Genomic DNA, 19,515 nt, shown 5'->3' with positions numbered 1-19,515 from the left:
TATTTGTATTGTAACTAATAATTGTATTTATCTTTCCAACGTTGCTTCAGTAGTTCTCTAAATTGATTTTCACGAGCATTGTTGCCTGGTTCATACAATTTTGTGTTTTTTATCTCATCGGGTAAAAATTCTTGATTTACGAAATTACCAGCGTAGTTGTGAGAGTATTGATATTCCTTTCCGTAGTCTAGGTCTTTCATTAATTTAGTAGGAGCATTACGTAAATGCAACGGAACAGACAAATCACCAGTTGTTTTAACTAAATTTTGTGCTTCACCTATAGCCATATAAGAAGCATTACTTTTGGCAGAGTTTGCTAAATATACAGCGCACTGGCTTAAAATAATCCTAGACTCTGGATAGCCAATTACAGAAACAGCTTGAAAGGTATTGTTGGCTAAAATTAACGCAGTAGGGTTTGCGTTACCAATATCTTCAGAAGCAGCAATAAGCATTCTACGAGCAATAAACTTCACATCTTCCCCGCCTTCTATCATACGAGCTAACCAATACACTGCTGCGTTGGGATCACTACCTCTGATAGATTTTATAAAAGCAGAAACAATATCGTAATGTTGTTCACCTGTTTTATCATAACGAACCGTATTTTTTTGAATTTTAGATAATACCAATTCATTAGTAACCTCAATTTCATCATCAGCAGAAACTAATAATTCAAAAATATTCAGAAGTTTTCTCGCATCCCCACCAGAAACTTGAAGCAGTGCATCGGTTTCTTTTAAGTTGATTTTTTTTTGAGAAATGATTTCATCTTTTTCCATTGCGCGATGTAACAAAGCAACCAAATCATTTTTATCAAAAGAATTTAATATATACACTTGGCAACGAGAGAGTAGGGCAGGTATAACCTCAAAGCTTGGGTTTTCAGTGGTAGCGCCAACTAGAGTTACCCAACCTTTTTCAACAGCGCCTAATAAAGAATCTTGTTGAGATTTACTAAAACGATGAATCTCATCAATAAATAAAATAGGGTTTTTTTGCGTGAACAATCCGCCACTTTTCTTTGCTTTTTCAATTACTTCACGAACATCTTTTACTCCAGAACTAATAGCACTTAAGGTATAAAATGGACGTCCAGATTCATTTGCAATAATATTGGCTAAGGTAGTTTTTCCAATTCCTGGAGGCCCCCATAAAATTAGTGAAGGAATAATTCCTTGTTTTATATGATTGGTTAAAATTCCATTTTCGCCCACTAAATGTTGTTGACTAATATAGTCACTTAAACTTTGTGGACGGATTCTTTCTGCCAAAGGTTGATTCATAATGTAAAAATAGCAAAGATTTATGACAGAACTTCAGAAATACTGCTTTGGATTTATTTTTGTTATTTTAAAGGTCATGAACACAGAACAGCAACTAAAATTTTCTTCAACAGTTTTTACTATTCCTCTCCTGTTTGTTTTTACAATTTGGCTTGTATACTGGGTAGAAATTAAATTCGGATGGAATTTCAATAAATTTGGAGTTTTTCCAAGAAATTTTAGTGGTTTAAAAGGAGTTTTGTGCTCTCCTTTTATTCACAGTGACACCAAGCATCTTTTTAATAATTCAGTTCCTTTATTTGTGCTCTCAGCTTGTCTTTTTTATTTTTATAAGGAAGTAGCAATTAAAGTTTTGTTATTTGGAGGGATTATTACTGGATTACTAACTTGGTTAATTGCAAGAGAATCCTACCATATTGGAGCGAGTGGAATTGTGTATTTACTTTTTAGTTTTGTTCTTTTTAGTGGGATTATAAAGAAAAACTACAGGTTAGTAGCTGTTTCTTTCATCACCATATTTTTATACGGAAGTATGGTTTGGTATGTATTACCGATTAAAGAAGGAATGTCTTGGGAAGGTCATTTATCAGGGTTAATTACAGGAATAGTATTAGCTTTGTTATACAAAAATAAAGGTATAATTAAGGAAAGTTTTAAGTTCTCTAAAACAGAATTTGATGATATGTTTGATGAAAATGGAAACTATATTCCACCAATTGAAGAAGCCGAGTTAGAATTGAAGGAAATAAAATACCGTTATATCTACAAGGAAGAGGAATAAAAAATCCTGCATTAAGCAGGATTTAAAATATTATAAACGTTGTCTTACAGCTTCATATAAGAACGCACCACAAGCAACTGAAACATTTAAAGATTCAATTTCACCTAGAAGTGGCAATTTAGCCTTATAGTCCACCATTTTTAAAACAGAGTTACTTACTCCTTTGTGCTCAGAACCCATGATGATTGCCATAGGTTGATTAAAATTAACATCAAAAACTGAATCTTCAGTTTTTTCAGTAGCAGCAGCTAATTTAATATCTGCAGCTTTTAGTTGAAAAATGGCATCTTTAATATGATCTACTTTACAAATAGGTACTTTAAAAGCAGCTCCTGCAGAAGTTTTAATGGTTTCAGCATTTACAGGAGCACTACCACTTTTTTGAATGATGATTCCGTTTACACCGGTACATTCTGCTGTTCTAATAATGGCCCCAAAATTCCTTACATCAGAAACTTGATCTAATAATAAAAATAGAGGAGTTTTATCAGATTCTAATGCTTCTTCAATTAAGCTCTCTAAATCATAAAAGTCAATAGGGGAAATTTTAGCTACAGCACCTTGATGATTGTTATGTTTAGATAAACGATCTAACTTCTCAGTAGGAACTACACTAGTTGATACTTTATTCTTCTTTAGGAGCTTATCTAATTGAAAAAATAACTCTCCTCGTAAACCTTTTTGAAGATATACCTTGTTAATTGAAGCTCCACTTTCTATAGCTTCAATAATGGCTCTAATACCGAAAATATTTGTGTTTTGTTCCATGTTGCAAATGTAGTTGATTTTGTGGTATAAAAAAACCACCTCGGAAAGAGGTGGTTTTAGTTTTATTTAAAATTTGTTTACTTATTTAAAACAAATTATTCTAACGTTTGACAGTTTAATCATATCCTAAGGATTTTGATCAGAGCTATTAATTTTAGGATTTGAATTTATTTCGCCTTCTGGAATTTGAAATCTAAAAAAATCACCTTCTGGAGTTATACTAATGTTACCAAAGGAAGGGTGACCAGTTCGATCCAATGGTAATTTAAACCTTTTTAAATCAAACCATGCTACTCCTTCTCCCCAAAGTTCTATTCTTCTTTGAAGATAAATTTCATTTACTAAATCCATACCCGTATTAGTAGATTTTGTATATGCTGGATTTCTATTACTAACTAGCTCGAAAAGGACATCAGCAGCAGAAGCGTCTCCTAACCTAGCTTTTGCTTCAGCTTCGATAAGATACATTTCTGCACTTCTCATATAAGAGTAGTCACCTTCAAATGAACCTGTGGCATCAACAAATTTTAGATTTGTATAATCTGGAAATGAAGTATTATTATTGTTTGGATCTACCCAGGCAGCTTTTCTGAGATCTGTATCAGGAATTTGGTCATATAATCTTGGAACTATTTTTTTATATCCTCCTAAAGTTCCACCGTAACCTCCTGAAGTACTGTCAAAATGAGCGAAAAAAGAAACGAAACTACTTGAAGTTTGGGAGTCAATATCTGCACCCCACATCCATTCTACATTATTTATATTATCAAAGCCATCGCTTGCATAATCAGTACCAGGCATCAAAGAATAGCTTTGCCTTGCCTTATTTGCATTGTCAGCTGCTTTAAGCCAATCTCCTGTTTCTAGATAAACATTTGCTAAAATACCTTGTGCTACACTTAAATCAATTTGCTGTTTAGAGTTTCTAGTATATCCAACCAATAAATCTTTAGCTCTTTCTAAATCAGGTATAATTCTATCGTATACATCTTGTAATGTCCCTCTTCCATTACCTTCAAAATTAACTCTATCAGGAATAGGAACTCCAGGGTCACTTTCATTTCCTAGATAAGTATGGCAATAAAATCTAGCTAGATTAAATAAACTAAAACTTTTAATAGCTAATGCTTGACCTAACAAGGCATTTTCTTTATCAGTTCTGTCTACTTTGCCATCTAAAGCAATAATGACACTATTAGCGTCTGCTATAGCAGTGTAGTAAGTATTCCATATAATATTGGTCCTACTACTAGTTTGTTGTCTGCCATTATAATTATACACAAAGATATACCAATTGAAGTTATGTAAAACAATATCATGTCCAAGCATATCTGCGTAAGCCATCATTGCTTTCTGACCATAATCTACATCTACACGTGCCGGGTTTCCTACACCGCTAGATCTTAAATTAGCATAAATACCATTAACAATAGCTTCTGTTGCTGCAGATGCGGAAGCAACTTGTTCTGAAGATATTGATCTTTCTGGATCTGTATCTAAAAACTCCTCACTACAGCCAAAGCTAAATGTTAGAGTTAATAAAAATATAAATATTTTCAAATTATTCATTTTATATTTATTTAAGTTATTTTTAAAAATTAAGAGTAAGTCCAACAGATGTAGTTCTTGCTAAACCAAATTCGTTTATTGCATTTCCAGTAAGGCTTAGTCTTGGATCATAACCTTTTCTAGCTTTTGATAATAAAAATAAATTATTGCCTGTCACATAAATTCTAGCAGAACTTAAACCTATGTTTTTAAGTAGATTGTCATTAAAATTATATGATAATGTAATATTTTGTAGATTCAAATATGATTGATCAACTAAGAAAAACGTTGAAGTACCAGCTTGATTAACATCACTAGAGTCTAACCTTGGAATTGAAGCATTTGTATTTTCAGGTGTCCAAGAATCAAAAACATCTCTATGATAATTATCTCCTGCTGAAGTTGTACCAAGTAAGTTTTGATATACTCCGTCATATCCATATCCTCCTATTTGGTAAGCAAATGCAACATTTAGAGAAATATTTTTGTAGGAAAAATTAGTTGAAAAACCTCCATATAAATCTGGAATGGCTGTTTTACCAACAAAATACTCAGTCGCATTTACTCTATTATTAGTTGTTTCTCTTTCTCCTGTTGGATTACCATCGACGTCTAATACATCAGTAAACCATAATCCATCTCCATTTGTTGGGTCTACTCCAGCAAATTCTCTCATAAAATAATCATATCTTGACTTACCTTCTTGAAGTCTAAATAGACCATCATCAATAAATTCTTCCGGTAATCTAGTTATTTTATTCTTAAAATGAGTTGCGTTTACATTAAAATCCCATCTAAAGTTATCGTTTTGAATTAGTTTTAAACCAAGTTCAATTTCTACACCATTATTTTCCATGTCACCTACATTAGCAGGCTTAGTTCCAACCCCATCGCTTTGTGATAATGGCTCAAAAAATAGTAAATCATCAACTTTTCTTTTAAAATATTCAGCATTTAGAGTGAATCGATTATTAAACATTGATATTTCAAATCCGGCATTAATGTTAGTTGATGTCTCCCAAACTAAATCTTCATTTCCAAGTTGGAAAAAAGTTATTCCTGGAACGTTATTTCCTGCATTCACGATGTCAAACTGATCAGTGTAAGCGTAGTAATTTCTATTATCTAAATCTCCTGTAATGGTTCTATTATCTTCATAAAGTATTGCATCATTACCTTGTTGCCCATAACTAGCTTTTAATCTCAAACTATTAATCCATGAAGAAGTAAAGAAGTTTTCTTTGTGAATAGACCAGGCTCCTCCAATTCCATAAAAATTACCCCATCTATTATCCGGGTGAAATACAGATGATCCATCTCTTCTAAAACTTGCATTAATAAAATACTTGTCATCAAAGTCATACGTAACTCTTGAAAAATAACCTTCCACAGTATAATCTTTTTGATAACCTGTCAAAAATTGAATATTTACTCCGTTGTCTAATACAGGAAGATTTCCTATAACTGTTTCTGTGACTTGACCAGCTAGCAATCTAAAGTTGTAGTTATTACTTTCATGTCCCAAAAGAAAAGATAAACTGTGTTTACCAAGTTCTTTATTCCAATTTAATAATTGTTGGTTAGCTATGGTCATACCTCTATTAGATCGTGAAGTTATTCTTCCATTGAAAGAAAGCGCATCACCTCCTTCGGGTGTTGCGTATCTTGTAATATTAGCATTTGTAATATCAGCAGAAAAATTATAAGAAAATTCAAAATCATTCCAAAACTTTACAGAGGCATTTAATCTTCCTGAAATATTATCAGAAATATTTTCGTTAATGTCTAAAGCGCTAGTACCAACAGGATTAGCGTTGGCTTTAAAAGCTGGTCTTGTGCCTATTGCTCCCCCAGTTCCTTGTCCAAAATCATAAAGGGGATCTCCGTTAGAGTTTCTAATAATACTTCCATCAGCAGATCTACTAAAAACAGGATAAACAGGAGCAGTACCTCTAGCCCATCCAGCTATATTACTTACGCTTGCACTACCGAATCCACCAAGCGGGTTATCTGTATCTGTATGAGCATAATTAATGCTACCACCAAATTTCAACCATTCAGTGGGTTTATATTCCGATGAAAATCTAGCCGTTGTTCTTTCAAAGCCAGAATTAACAATAATTCCTTCATCACTAAGATTTCCTACAGAAAAAAAAGTATTAACGTTATTATTATTATAATTCATGCTTAAATAATTTTCTTTTCTTATTCCAGATAAATAAGATTCATCAAGCCAACTATCTTGATACAATAGTCTTGCATTTGGATTTATTTTACGAGTAACTGGGTCAATTAATTGATCATCCGCCACATTAAAACTATTGTATCCTATGGCTAAAGGACCACCAGTAATTAAACCTGCAGCTGCTTGATTAGCTGCTGCATCGGGAGCAGTTCCACCATCAATTAAAGATAAACGAACTCTTTCGAATACAGCTTCGTAGTATTCTGCAGCACCAGTAATAACATTATATTCAGATACAGCTCTAGTATTTACACCCAATTTTGTATCAAAGGTTATACTCAATTTATCTGTTTTACCTTTTTTAGTTGTTATTATTATAACACCATTTGCCCCTCTACTTCCATACAGCGCATTAGCCGACGCATCTTTTAAAAAGGTCATACTTTCTATATCTTGTGGGTTTATAGAATTTAGGTTTCCATTAAAAACCACTCCATCTAGAACATATAAAGGTGAGCTAGAAGAGTTTATAGAACCAATACCTCTAAAACGCACAGTAGGATCTGCTCCAGGGGCACCAGATTGATTTATTATCTGAACACCAGCTACTTGCCCAACCAATCCTTGTGTTACAGAGGCTGCAGCAACGTTTTCTAAACTTTCTGTCTTAATAGTTGTAACAGCCCCAGTTATTTCTTCTTTCTTCTGACTACCATAAGCAACTACTACTACTTCTTCTAAAAGATTGTCACTAGACATAGTAACATTAATAGAGTCAGATGCACCAACTGTTTTTTCCATTGTTTTCATACCAACAAAACTAAAAACTAAAACGTCTCCTGTTTTTGCTTGGATAGAATAGTTTCCGTCAAAATCAGTTTCAGTACCCTTGGTAGTACCTTTTTTTAAGATTGTAACCCCTGGTAGTGGACCAGATTCATCTGAAACAGTACCTGAAATTGTTCTTTCTTGTGCAAAGGATATTTGCACAATTAACGCTAGGAATAGCGTTAAAATTCCATTAAACTTTGTTCTCATTATGTAATTATTTGAATTAATTAGTTGCTAAAATCTTAAATATATCTTAAATAAACAATTTTTTAACATAAAAAAACGCCCTGACAGCAGGGCGTTTTAATAAAATGTGTTTGTTTTAGGTTGTAGTATGTTAATTTACATCCCAAAATAATTTAGATATCATGGTATCTCCATCAGATAAACTCTGTCTGGCAGCATTCCAGTTAGTATTATTCAATAACTGCTCCTTTTGTGGATAAGTAACTCTATTAGGTATTGTATTTAAATTGGGAACAAGAGTGGTGAATGTAGCAGAGCCATAAGTATCACCAGGAACGGTTAATGTATTTGGGTATCCAGTTCTTCTATACTCAGTCCATGCCTCTAGACCATCCATGTATAGGGCTATGTATTTTTGAGTTAAAACAGTCTCTTCATTAGCAGCAGGTAGCATCGCTACATAGTTATCGGCATCAGTATTAGATACGCCCCAAAACATCATTGATGCTTTAACGCCATTTTCATAATTAGTTTGATTCCATCCATTGAATTCAGACCTAATAAACTCTATCTCAGAATAAGTAAGGATAGGTTGCTTGTAATTTTGTTTGATTATATCTGAACTAGGAATTCCTTCGTCACTCACAGCTCTGGCTGTAGCATTTCCAAAACCATATGGTATACCTACTACTTCAGTAGTTCCTAAGCGAGTATCAAAATATTGAGTTGTTCGAGGGTCTTCTTTAGTAATTGAAGTAAAAGGACCTACTCGATTATATAATAACTCCGTAAAAGATAGTGCAGGACCAAAATCTCTTCTTGCTTCTACTGTAAATGCCTGATGCCAAGGACCTCCAGTAATATCGTCTAAGCCATAAGTAAAATTTGCTTCATCAGTAATAGAATTAAAAGCTTTTGAATCAGATTCGTTAAAAACCTGCACAGCTAAAGCATTGTTTACGCCACTAATATGAGCAGCTAATCTAAGTCGTATTGAATGAGCAAAGGAAATCCATTTGTTGGGGTCTCCATCATATAAATGATCACCATTGTTAAATACTGTTTTAGAGCCGTCCATTTTATTGGCAGCATCTAGTAATTCTGCTAAAATATCTTCATAAATAGTCTGAGCATCAGTGTAAGCTGGGTTAGTTACTCCTTCTTCTAGTCGTAATCCTTCGAAAGCAGCATTATTTTTTTGTCCGTAACTCCAATATGGGGCGTCACCAAAAGTATCAACTAATTTAGAAAATGTAAAAGCCATCATTATTCTACAAGCTTGAACTTGGTTATTGCTATCGCCATAAGTAGCCATAATTTCTGAAGTTTGAGGGTCTTCTATTAACTCTATAGCTTTCTTTAAGTCTGTTAAAATACGATATGGCCATTCCCATAAATCATCTACTTGGGAGGTTCTAAGCGCATATCTGTTTTCATCAGTATAGAATGTTTCAGCCCAATATTGAGCAAAACCTAAGGTTCCTCTAGCTCCTGTCCATTGATCATTTAATTCATATGCTAAATCGAATTGAGCACTAGTCACTAAATGTGTTGAGGGTGCTACTTCTGGATTATCGGGATCGATAATGTAATCTGTATCGCATGCTAAAAATGAACTTAGCAAAAGTGAAGCGAATATATATTTTATTTTTTTCATCTTATTTTATTATTTAGAAAGATAAGTTTAAGTTCATACCAAAAGACCTGACTGAAGGTTGTAGGCCACCTTCTAAACCTTGAATGTTACCTGAGCCAGTTGATACTGTTTCTGGATCAATACCATCATAATCAAGTCCCCAGGTGTATAAGTTTCTACCAAATAAACTAACTCTAGCGTTGTCAAAAACTTTTAAAAACTCTCCTTTAAAAGTATAACCAAGAGAGACTTCTCTTAATTTATAGAAGTCAGCGTCAAAAACATTTTGAGCATCAGGGGTACCGTTACCACCATAATGATAAGCACCGTAATCTGCTGCTGAAATTCTTGTGGTATTGGGAGCAGTGTTTGTAACAGTGTAGCTGTTGCCGTCATCGTTATAAGTAATAGTTCCTGTTACCCCTGGTAATATTATACCATCTTCTCGAATATTATTGTCAACAGTTTCTTGTAACATACCAGAATACATACCCCATTGGTGTGTTGTAGAAAAATATTTACCACCTTTACTCATTTCTATCAAGATTCCTAAATCAAAATTTTTATATTTAAAGGAGTTACGTAAACCAGCTGTGAAGTCAGGGTTTGTATTCCCTAAAGGGACAAGGTCTCTTGTAGCTGCATAAGCTCCATTGTTGTTAATGACTTTATTACCTTGGTCGTCATAAATGAAGTCAGTTCCCATGATGGTAGCATAAGGATTTCCTACAGTAGCAGCTAATTGAGCTTGAAATGGAGCGTCTGATAAGAGTATGGAGCTTAAGCCATCTTGTAATTCAGTCAATTCATTTTCGTTTTTAGCAAAATTTAAATCAATATCCCATTTGAAATTTTCATTGACAATAGGTTTTAAGCCTAATTGAACTTCTATCCCTTTGTTAGTCATTTTACCAGCATTAATCCATTGAGAACCATAACCAGAACCAAAAGAAAGGTCTACAGGTATAATTTGATCTGTTGTTTCATTGTTGTAATAAGTAACATCAAGATTTACACGTCTGTTTAAGAAGTTTAATTCAGCACCTATTTCCCATGTAGTAGTAGTTTCGTTTTTTAAGTCAGGATTTAGTAATCTTGAAGGTACTGTAACTCTACCATCTCCTTTAAAAGAATCATCTAAAGATAATGTTCTAATGATTCGATATGGGTCGGTATCGTTACCTACTTGAGCCCATCCTAGTCTTAATTTACCATAGTTGAACCAATCAACATTAGGCAGAAGAACATCATTAAATACCCAAGCCAAGGAAGCTGAAGGATAAAAATAAGAATTGTTATTTTCAGGTAAAGTAGAAGACCAATCATTTCTTGCTGTTAAATCTATGAACAGTTGATTATAAAAAGATAAACTTACACTTCCAAATAAGCTGTTTACAACTTTTTGGGAATTATCGGAGTCTTTTACTAATAACCCTAAGCTGTTGTTCATGTTGTATATGTTAGGGACAGACAATCCTCCAGTAGTCTGGTTCATTCTGTAGTTCAAAGTGTTGTTTCTTTTATTTGCTCCAAATAAAGCTGAGAGTTTGAAATTATTAGAAACCTCTTTTTTATAATTTGCTGTAAACTCGTAGTTGTATTCTTTAAAATCGTATGTTCTCTCTAGATATTGAGATTGAGCTTGAGATCCTATAGCAACTCTTTCTGAGTTTCTAAAGTTATATGTGTCTGCATAAATACTTCCCTTAATAGTTAAGTCGTCAGTGATTTGATAACTTAAACTAGCATTTCCGTAAACACGAGTTCTATTGTCTGTTGGGAGGTTTTCGTTTACGGTCCAATATGGGTTGTCAGAATAGTTTGGTCTAGCGTCGTCCCAAGCAATTCTATTCCAAGTTCTTTGAGTTCCATCATCATTTTTATACTTCTGAAGCCTTTTGTAATCTAATTGTCTTTGTCCCCATTGAAAAAACTTCTGAGTTACGCTATTATCATCGTACCCTATAACAGGTCTTTTTCCAGATGTTTGTACATAGTTTATTGTACTTACAGCTGTAAGCTTGTCTGATAGTTTTTGGTTAATGCTAAATTTGGCAAAGTGTCGATTAATTTCCGTGTTAGGTACTATCCCTGTGCTTTCTTGTAATCCTGCTGAAAATAATACGTTTCCTTTATCTGTAGCAGAAGTTAAAGTGATGTTATTATTTGTTGAAATACCAGTTTTGAAAAAAGAATCTACATCATTTTCGGGAGCAACCCATGCTCTTGGCTTTAAATAATCATTAGGAAAACTAGCTTGATCAAAAGCATCCCAGTGTAAGACTTTTAAATTTGGATCATATTTAGGTCCCCAACTCTCATCTGTGTCATAGGCTACTAACATATATTCAGTACCATTGATTGTTTGTGTAGCAAAACCATTTTTACCACCATTTGCATCAGAAATTATTGAACCACCACCATATTCTCTTTGAAGATCAGGTAAAATAGCGACTTCTGAAAAAGTAATGGAAGAGTTAATACTAACTCCTAATTTCTTTGAGTTTTTACCAGTTTTTGTTGTTATTAAAATAACCCCGTTAGATGCTCTAGATCCATATAAAGCAGCTGCTGCACCTTTCAATACGGTTACAGTTTCTATGTTGTTGGGGTCTATATCGTTAATTGTACTACCAAAATCAATACCACCAGCTCCTCTTTGAGTGTCTTCAGTATTGAAGTTAGAATTGTCCATAGGGATACCATCAATAACAAAAAGAGGTTGGTTTTCTCCTGTAACAGAATTTGTTCCTCTAATTAAAATTCTTTGTGATCCACCTAAGTTTCCAGAAGGAGAGTTAATTTTTAAACCAGCTACTTTTCCTGATAAAGCACTTATGGCATTGTCGTTCTGAGCAGCATTTAATTCAGCAGCTTTTACTTTAGGAGCTGCAAAGGCTAAGGCTCTTTCACTTCTTGATTGTCCAAGTGCGGTAACAACAACTTCATCAAGTACATTGTCAGTAGTCATTGTTAAATTAATTGTGTTAGAGCTTGTAACTGTTCTTTCGATAGTTTTCATACCAACAAAACTAAAAACAAGAACATCTCCAGTTTTAGCATTAATAGTGTATTTTCCGTCAAAATCAGTTTCTACACCTATCGTCGTACCTTTCTTTAATACATTAACTCCAGGCAGAGGTCCGGTTTCGTCAGAAACTGTTCCTGAAATTACTTTTTCTTGTGCAAAGGATATTTGCACAATTAACGCTAAGATTAGCGTTAAAATTCCATTAAACTTTGTTTTCATTATGTAATTATTTGAATTAATTGAGCCAAAAATCATAAATAAAACTTAAAAAAACAAGGTATTTGTTAAATAATTCTAAAATAAAGTGTTTGTTTTGGTGTGGAATGTAAGATTGTTGTTTGTTTTTTGAAATTGTTTGTTTTTTTTAACATATTGTTTATTTTTTTTGTGTTTTAGAGAAGGTGTAAGAGGCGCTGTGAGTTTGAGTTTTTGAAGTTTTTTTTGAGGTTTGTTAAAAATAACTACTTGATATTTGAATAAATAGAAAATTGTCGTACATTTGCACACTCTTAAAATTAGAGTAATTTAAGTACAAATTAAAAACAAGTAATAATTTAGTATGCCAACTATTCAACAATTAGTTCGTAAAGGAAGAGCCAAAATAACTAAGAAGAGTAAATCGGCTGCTTTACAAGCATGTCCACAAAGACGTGGAGTTTGTACGCGTGTGTATACCACTACACCTAAGAAACCTAACTCAGCGATGCGTAAGGTTGCAAGGGTGCGTTTAACAAATGGTAATGAAATCAACGCGTATATTCCAGGTGAGGGACACAACTTGCAGGAGCACTCGATAGTATTAGTTAGAGGTGGAAGGGTAAAAGATTTACCAGGTGTTAAATATCACGTGGTACGTGGAGCATTAGATACTGCTGGAGTTGAGGGTAGAACCCAACGTAGATCTAAGTACGGTGCAAAACGCCCAAAAGACAAAAAGTAAAAATTAATTAGTAACTTTTTTAATGTAAAGACATGAGGAAAAGAAGAGCTAAAAAAAGAGTTTTGTTACCGGATCCAAGATTCAATGATCAATTAGTTACACGTTTTGTGAATAACTTAATGTGGGACGGTAAAAAATCTGTAGCGTTCAAAGTGTTTTACGATGCAATGGATATCGTAAACGAAAAGAAAACTGACGAAGAAAAGTCGGCTTTAGAAGTGTGGAAAGATGGTTTGTCTAACGTGATGCCTCACGTAGAAGTTCGTTCTCGCCGTGTTGGTGGTGCAACTTTCCAAATTCCAATGCAAATTCGTCCAGACCGTAAGGTTTCTATGGCGATTAAATGGATGATTTCTTATGCGCGTAAGCGTAATGAAAAAACAATGGCACAACGTTTAGCTGCTGAGATTTTAGCTGCTGCTAAAGAAGAAGGTGCTGCTGTTAAGAAAAGAGTTGATACTCATAAGATGGCTGAAGCAAACAAAGCATTCTCACACTTTAGATTTTAATAAGAAATGGCAAGAGATTTAAAATATACAAGAAATATCGGTATTGCTGCTCATATTGATGCTGGTAAAACAACAACAACTGAGCGTATCCTTTTCTATACAGGGGTGTCTCACAAAATTGGAGAGGTTCACGATGGTGCTTCTACAATGGACTGGATGGAGCAAGAAGCTGAAAGAGGTATTACAATTACTTCTGCAGCTACTACTTGTACTTGGCAATTTCCAACCGAAAATGGACAGCCTACAGCTGATGCTAAGGGATACCATTTTAATATTATTGATACTCCAGGTCACGTTGATTTTACCGTAGAGGTAAACCGTTCGTTACGTGTATTAGACGGGTTAGTGTTCTTATTCTCTGCAGTAGACGGAGTTGAGCCACAATCTGAAACTAACTGGCGTTTAGCTGATAACTATAAAGTGCCACGTATCGGTTTCGTTAACAAAATGGACCGTCAAGGAGCAAACTTCTTAGCTGTATGTCAGCAAGTAAAAGACATGTTAAAGTCTAATGCAGTACCAATCGTATTAAACATTGGTGATGAAGCAGATTTTAAAGGAATTGTTGATTTAGTTAAAAACCGTGCTATTGTATGGCATGATGATAACTACGGGTCGACTTTCGATGTTGTAGAAATTCCAGAAGAATTAAAAGAAGAAGCTCGTGAGTTACGTGGTAAGTTAATCGAAGAGGTTGCTGCTTATGACGAAAACTTATTAGAGAAGTACATGGAAGATGAAGATTCAATTACAGAAGAAGAAGTGCACGCTGCATTAAGAGCTGCTGTAATGGATATGTCTATTATTCCAATGGTATGTGGTTCATCATTCAAAAATAAAGGTGTTCAGTTTTTATTAGATGCTGTATGTCGTTATTTACCTTCGCCAGTAGATAGAGATAATATCGTAGGAACTAATCCTGATACTGGTGAGGAGGAAACACGTAAGCCAGACGCAAAAGCGCCATTTTCAGCTTTAGCATTTAAAATTGCTACCGATCCTTTCGTAGGACGTTTAGCATTCTTCCGCGCTTATTCTGGTCGTTTAGATGCAGGTTCTTATGTGTTGAACAACCGTTCAGGTAAAAAAGAACGTATTTCACGTATTTACCAAATGCACTCTAACAAGCAAAATGCTATCGACTTTATTGAAGCTGGAGATATTGGAGCTGCTGTAGGATTTAAAGATATTAAAACAGGAGATACCTTATCTGATGAAAAGAATCCAATTGTTTTAGAATCAATGGATTTCCCAGATCCAGTAATCGGTATTGCTGTTGAACCAAAAACTAAGGCTGACGTTGATAAGTTAGGTATGGCTTTAGGTAAATTAGCAGAGGAAGATCCAACATTTACTGTAAAAACAGATGATGCTTCAGGTCAAACTGTAATTTCAGGAATGGGTGAGTTACACTTAGATATTATTGTTGATCGTTTAAAGCGTGAGTTTAAGGTTGAAGTAAATCAAGGACAACCACAAGTAGAGTACAAAGAAGCTTTAACAGCTACTGCAGATCACAGAGAGGTTTATAAGAAACAATCTGGTGGACGTGGTAAGTTTGCTGATATTGTATTTACTATGGAGCCTGCTGATGAAGGTGTTACAGGGTTACAATTTGAGTCTATTATTAAAGGTGGTAACGTTCCTAAGGAATTTGTACCTTCTGTAGAGAAAGGATTCAAAGAGGCAATGAAGAATGGTCCTTTAGCTGGTTACGAAATGGATTCGATGAAGATTACTTTAAAGGATGGATCTTTCCACCCTGTAGATTCTGATCAATTATCATTCGAATTAGCTGCTAAGTTAGGATATAAAGCTGCTGCAAAAGCTGCAAGAGCTGTAATCATGGAGCCAATGATGAAATTAGAAGTGTTAACTCCAGAGGAGAACATGGGAGATATCGTTGGAGACTTAAACAGAAGAAGAGGACAAGTAAACGATATGAGCGACCGTGCTGGATCTAAAGTAGTAAAAGCAATCGTTCCTTTATCAGAAATGTTTGGATATGTTACTTCTTTAAGAACATTATCTTCAGGTAGAGCAACTTCTACTATGGAATTCTCTCACTATGCAGAAACTCCAAGTAACATTTCAGAAGAAGTAATCGCAAACGCTAAAGGTTAATTAAGATGAGTCAAAAAATTAGAATAAAGTTAAAATCTTACGATTATAATTTAGTAGACAAGTCTGCTGAGAAAATCGTAAAAACAGTAAAGAGTACTGGTGCTGTAGTAAACGGACCAATTCCTTTACCAACAAATAAAAAGATTTTTACAGTGTTACGTTCACCACACGTAAACAAAAAATCAAGAGAACAATTTCAATTATCTGCTTACAAAAGATTATTAGACATTTATAGTTCTTCTTCAAAAACTATTGATGCGCTAATGAAACTTGAGTTACCAAGTGGAGTTGAAGTTGAGATCAAAGTATAAGTAAATCAATAACTTTCGGTTTAATTTTGTTAAGCCGAAAGTTTTTTATACTTTTGCACACCGAAATTTTAGTTTTCGGAGTGTGGAAATTTCTGAAAAGTATTCAGAAATGACATGTCCTGAGGGTTTCGCGAAGGAAAAACGGTAAAACAAATTCAAAGAGTGAAGATGTTTTTCGCTCTTTTTTTTTGAGAAATTCGAAGGAAAACAAGAAACATTTGTTTCAAAAAATTATTTTATTAATAGACGCGCTGGATAAATTAAAATCTATCGTCTGAAAATTAACAAATATGTCTGGGTTAATAGGAAGAAAAGTAGGAATGACCAGCTTATTCGATGAAAACGGGAAAAATATTCCTTGTACTGTAATCGAAGCAGGTCCTTGCGTTGTTACCCAAGTCAGAACCGAAGAGGTTGACGGCTATAACGCGTTACAACTTGGTTTCGATGACAAAAAAGCAAAAAGCTCTAACAAGGCTTTAGATGGTCACTTTAAAAAAGCTGGTACATCTGCTAAAAGAAAGGTCGTTGAGTTCCAAGGATTCGAAGGTGAGTACAAATTAGGTGACTCAATTACTGTTGAACACTTTGCTGAAGGAGAATTCGTTGATGTATCAGGAGTTTCTAAAGGTAAAGGTTTTCAAGGTGTTGTTAAACGTCATGGTTTTGGCGGGGTTGGACAAGCAACTCACGGTCAACATAACCGTTTAAGAGCTCCAGGTTCAATTGGTGCAGCATCATACCCTGCAAGAGTATTCAAAGGAATGCGTATGGCAGGTCGTATGGGTGGAGACAAAGTAAAAGTTCAAAATTTAAGAGTTTTAAAAGTGGTTGCAGATAAGAATCTTATCGTTGTAAAAGGAGCAATTCCTGGTCACAAAAACTCTTATGTAACTATCGAGAAATAATGAAAGTAGCAGTATTAGATATTACAGGAAAAGATACTGGTAGAAAAGTTGAACTTTCTAACGAGGTATTCGGAATTGAGCCAAATGATCATGCAATTTATTTAGATGTAAAGCAGTATTTGGCTAATCAAAGACAAGGTACTCATAAATCGAAAGAAAGAGCTGAGATTGCTGGTAGTACAAGAAAGATAAAAAAACAAAAAGGAACTGGTACAGCTCGTGCGGGTAGTATCAAGTCTGGTGTTTTTAGAGGTGGTGGACGTATGTTTGGTCCAAGACCTAGAAACTATTCTTTTAAGTTAAATAAAAACTTAAAGCGTTTAGCACGTAAGTCAGCTTTAAGTATTCAAGCAAAAGAAAACAATTTAGTGGTTGTTGAAGATTTCAATTTTGAAGCTCCAAAAACTAAAGAGTTTATCAATGTATTAAAAGCTTTAGAATTAGACGCTAAAAAGTCTTTATTCGTATTAGGTGAAGAAAGTAAGAATGTTTACTTATCATCTCGTAACTTAAAAGGTTCTAAAGTAGTAGATGCTTCAGGTATTAACACGTATAGCGTTTTAAATGCTAATAAAGTGGTTATTTCAGAAAGCTCTCTAGAAGGAATTGAGTCTAATTTAAGTAAATAGGGAACAAGATGAGTATTTTAATTAAACCTATTATTACAGAAAAAGCTACAAATGATAGCGAGTTAAACAACCGTTATACATTTGTTGTAAATAAAAAAGCTAACAAATTAGAAATCAAAGGAGCTGTAGAAGCTGCTTATGGTGTAGCGATTGAATCTGTAAAAACAATGAATTATCCAGCACAAAGAAAAACTAAATACACTAAAAAAGGTTTAGTTACTGGATTAACAGGTGGATACAAAAAGGCAATCGTTCAGTTAGCTGAAGGAGAAACTATTGATTTTTATAACAATCTTTAAGAAAAGACAGAATGTCAGTTAGAAAATTAAAACCAATAACACCAGGTCAGCGTTTTAGAGTTGTAAATGGGTTCGACACCATTACTACTGATAAGCCGGAGAAATCTTTATTAGCTCCGAAAAAACGATCTGGAGGTCGAAACAACCAGGGTAGAATGACTACACGTAACATCGGTGGAGGTCATAAACAAAAATACCGTATTATCGATTTTAAAAGAGATAAGCAAGGTATTCCTGCAACAGTAAAAACTATTGAGTACGATCCAAACCGTACTGCATTTATTGCATTAGTTAGTTATGCTGATGGTGAAAAACGTTATGTGATTGCACAAAACGGATTAAAAGTAGGTCAAACAATCATTTCAGGAAAGGAAGTAGCTCCAGAAGTAGGTAACGCTATGTATTTAAGTGAAATTCCTTTAGGAACTACAATTTCTTGTATTGAGTTACACCCAGGTCAAGGAGCTGTTATGGCTCGTTCTGCTGGAGCTTTTGCTCAGTTAGTTGCAAAAGAAGGTAAATATGCAACTGTTAAATTACCTTCTGGAGAAACAAGATTTATCTTATTAACTTGTATGGCTACAATTGGAGTAGTGTCTAACTCAGACCACCAATTATTAGTTTCAGGTAAAGCAGGTAGAAGTAGATGGTTAGGAAGAAGACCAAGAACAAATGCAGTAAGAATGAACCCAGTTGATCACCCAATGGGAGGTGGTGAAGGACGTTCTTCTGGAGGGCATCCAAGATCTAGAAACGGTATTCCTGCTAAAGGATTTAAGACTAGATCAAAGACCAAAGCTAGTAATAAGTATATCGTAGAACGTAGAAAGAAATAATAAACCATGGCAAGATCATTAAAAAAAGGACCTTACGTTCACTATAAGTTAGAGAAAAAAGTGTTAGCTAACGTAGAAGCAGGTAGTAAGTCAGTTATCAAAACTTGGTCTAGAGCAAGTATGATTACTCCTGATTTCGTAGGGCAAACAATTGCAGTTCACAACGGACGTCAGTTTGTACCAGTTTACGTTACTGAAAACATGGTAGGTCATAAATTAGGCGAATTTTCACCAACACGCTCATTTAGAGGACATGCTGGTGCAAAAAATAAAGGTAAAAAATAGTAGGAAATTATGGGAAGTCGTAAACATAACATGGCAACACAGTTAAAAGAAGCTAGAAAGTCTAGAGCTTTCGCTAAATTAACTAATTGTCCTACATCACCAAGAAAAATGCGCTTGGTAGCAGATTTAGTAAGAGGAGTAGAAGTTGAAAAAGCTTTACAAATCTTAAAGTTCAGTCCAAAAGAAGCATCACGTAACTTAGAAAAGTTATTATTATCAGCTATTGCTAACTGGCAAGCTAAAAATGAAGATGCAAGCATTGAAGATGCTGGATTATACGTAAAATCAATTTGTGTTGATAGCGCAGGTATGTTAAAAAGGTTAAGACCAGCTCCGCAAGGTCGTGCACATAGAATTCGTAAGCGTTCTAATCACGTAACTTTAGAGTTAGGAACTAAAAATAATAGTAATTAATCAAAGTA

17 protein-coding genes are annotated in these 19,515 nt (G+C 34.4%); 11 read left to right on the top strand and 6 right to left on the bottom strand.

What is annotated here, in order from left to right:
- Positions 1 to 14: 14 nt before the first annotated feature.
- Positions 15 to 1,286: a replication-associated recombination protein A gene (locus ABMY20_RS00675; RefSeq protein WP_047789843.1), complete on the bottom strand. Its 1,272-nt coding sequence runs from the start codon at positions 1,284 to 1,286 to the stop codon at positions 15 to 17.
- 76 nt (positions 1,287 to 1,362) lie between these two features.
- Here ABMY20_RS00675 and ABMY20_RS00670 point away from each other — a divergent pair, with 76 nt between their 5' ends.
- The gene (locus ABMY20_RS00670; RefSeq protein ID WP_349264363.1) at positions 1,363 to 2,067 is read left to right on the top strand and encodes a rhomboid family intramembrane serine protease; all 705 of its coding nucleotides are present in this window, start codon (positions 1,363 to 1,365) and stop codon (positions 2,065 to 2,067) included.
- Positions 2,068 to 2,097: 30 nt separating this feature from the next.
- On the opposite strand, the gene rlmB is transcribed toward ABMY20_RS00670, so the two are convergent.
- From rlmB to ABMY20_RS00645, 5 genes are all read right to left on the bottom strand, one after another.
- Complete coding sequence (rlmB, locus tag ABMY20_RS00665; protein WP_047789841.1) at positions 2,098 to 2,835, bottom strand: 23S rRNA (guanosine(2251)-2'-O)-methyltransferase RlmB; 738 nt, start codon at positions 2,833 to 2,835, stop codon at positions 2,098 to 2,100.
- Positions 2,836 to 2,961: 126 nt separating this feature from the next.
- The gene (locus ABMY20_RS00660; RefSeq protein WP_349264362.1) at positions 2,962 to 4,404 is read right to left on the bottom strand and encodes a RagB/SusD family nutrient uptake outer membrane protein; all 1,443 of its coding nucleotides are present in this window, start codon (positions 4,402 to 4,404) and stop codon (positions 2,962 to 2,964) included.
- A gap of 22 nt (positions 4,405 to 4,426) precedes the next feature.
- A complete protein-coding gene (locus tag ABMY20_RS00655; RefSeq protein ID WP_349264361.1) occupies positions 4,427 to 7,606 on the bottom strand; it encodes a SusC/RagA family TonB-linked outer membrane protein in 3,180 nt (1,059 codons plus the stop codon).
- 130 nt (positions 7,607 to 7,736) lie between these two features.
- Positions 7,737 to 9,242 (bottom strand): SusD/RagB family nutrient-binding outer membrane lipoprotein, encoded by a 1,506-nt coding sequence (locus ABMY20_RS00650; protein WP_349264360.1) that lies wholly within the window; start codon positions 9,240 to 9,242, stop codon positions 7,737 to 7,739.
- A gap of 13 nt (positions 9,243 to 9,255) precedes the next feature.
- Complete coding sequence (locus ABMY20_RS00645) at positions 9,256 to 12,471, bottom strand: SusC/RagA family TonB-linked outer membrane protein (protein WP_349264359.1); 3,216 nt, start codon at positions 12,469 to 12,471, stop codon at positions 9,256 to 9,258.
- Positions 12,472 to 12,811: 340 nt separating this feature from the next.
- Here ABMY20_RS00645 and rpsL point away from each other — a divergent pair, with 340 nt between their 5' ends.
- From rpsL to rplV, 10 genes are all read left to right on the top strand, one after another.
- Entirely contained in the window at positions 12,812 to 13,192 is a 381-nt protein-coding gene (gene rpsL, locus ABMY20_RS00640) for a 30S ribosomal protein S12 (RefSeq protein WP_028890722.1), read from the top strand.
- Positions 13,193 to 13,224: 32 nt separating this feature from the next.
- A complete protein-coding gene (gene rpsG / locus ABMY20_RS00635; RefSeq protein WP_028890723.1) occupies positions 13,225 to 13,701 on the top strand; it encodes a 30S ribosomal protein S7 in 477 nt (158 codons plus the stop codon).
- A gap of 6 nt (positions 13,702 to 13,707) precedes the next feature.
- Complete coding sequence (fusA, locus tag ABMY20_RS00630) at positions 13,708 to 15,825, top strand: elongation factor G (RefSeq protein ID WP_047789836.1); 2,118 nt, start codon at positions 13,708 to 13,710, stop codon at positions 15,823 to 15,825.
- Between the two features lie 5 nt (positions 15,826 to 15,830).
- On the top strand, positions 15,831 to 16,136 hold the full coding sequence (gene rpsJ, locus ABMY20_RS00625) for a 30S ribosomal protein S10 (protein ID WP_024740605.1): 306 nt from the start codon (positions 15,831 to 15,833) through the stop codon (positions 16,134 to 16,136).
- A gap of 290 nt (positions 16,137 to 16,426) precedes the next feature.
- Positions 16,427 to 17,044, top strand: coding sequence for a 50S ribosomal protein L3 (gene rplC, locus ABMY20_RS00620; protein ID WP_047789835.1), 618 nt, complete (start codon positions 16,427 to 16,429; stop codon positions 17,042 to 17,044).
- A complete protein-coding gene (gene rplD / locus ABMY20_RS00615; protein ID WP_047789834.1) occupies positions 17,044 to 17,673 on the top strand; it encodes a 50S ribosomal protein L4 in 630 nt (209 codons plus the stop codon). Before rplC ends, rplD begins: the two co-directional genes overlap by 1 nt.
- Positions 17,674 to 17,681: 8 nt before the next feature.
- Entirely contained in the window at positions 17,682 to 17,972 is a 291-nt protein-coding gene (rplW, locus tag ABMY20_RS00610; protein ID WP_047789833.1) for a 50S ribosomal protein L23, read from the top strand.
- A gap of 11 nt (positions 17,973 to 17,983) precedes the next feature.
- Positions 17,984 to 18,808, top strand: coding sequence for a 50S ribosomal protein L2 (rplB, locus tag ABMY20_RS00605; protein WP_047789832.1), 825 nt, complete (start codon positions 17,984 to 17,986; stop codon positions 18,806 to 18,808).
- 6 nt (positions 18,809 to 18,814) lie between these two features.
- Positions 18,815 to 19,093, top strand: a complete 279-nt coding sequence (rpsS, locus tag ABMY20_RS00600) for a 30S ribosomal protein S19 (protein ID WP_028890729.1) — start codon at positions 18,815 to 18,817, stop codon at positions 19,091 to 19,093.
- A 9-nt stretch (positions 19,094 to 19,102) separates the two neighbouring features.
- Positions 19,103 to 19,507, top strand: coding sequence for a 50S ribosomal protein L22 (gene rplV / locus ABMY20_RS00595; protein WP_028890730.1), 405 nt, complete (start codon positions 19,103 to 19,105; stop codon positions 19,505 to 19,507).
- Positions 19,508 to 19,515 lie beyond the last annotated feature (8 nt).

This window comes from Tenacibaculum sp. SSH1-16 (assembly GCF_040104435.1).
GTDB lineage: Bacteria > Bacteroidota > Bacteroidia > Flavobacteriales > Flavobacteriaceae > Polaribacter > Polaribacter mesophilus.
Note: the sequence above shows the minus strand (reverse complement) of the source record. Positions and strands in the feature narration are given on the sequence as shown.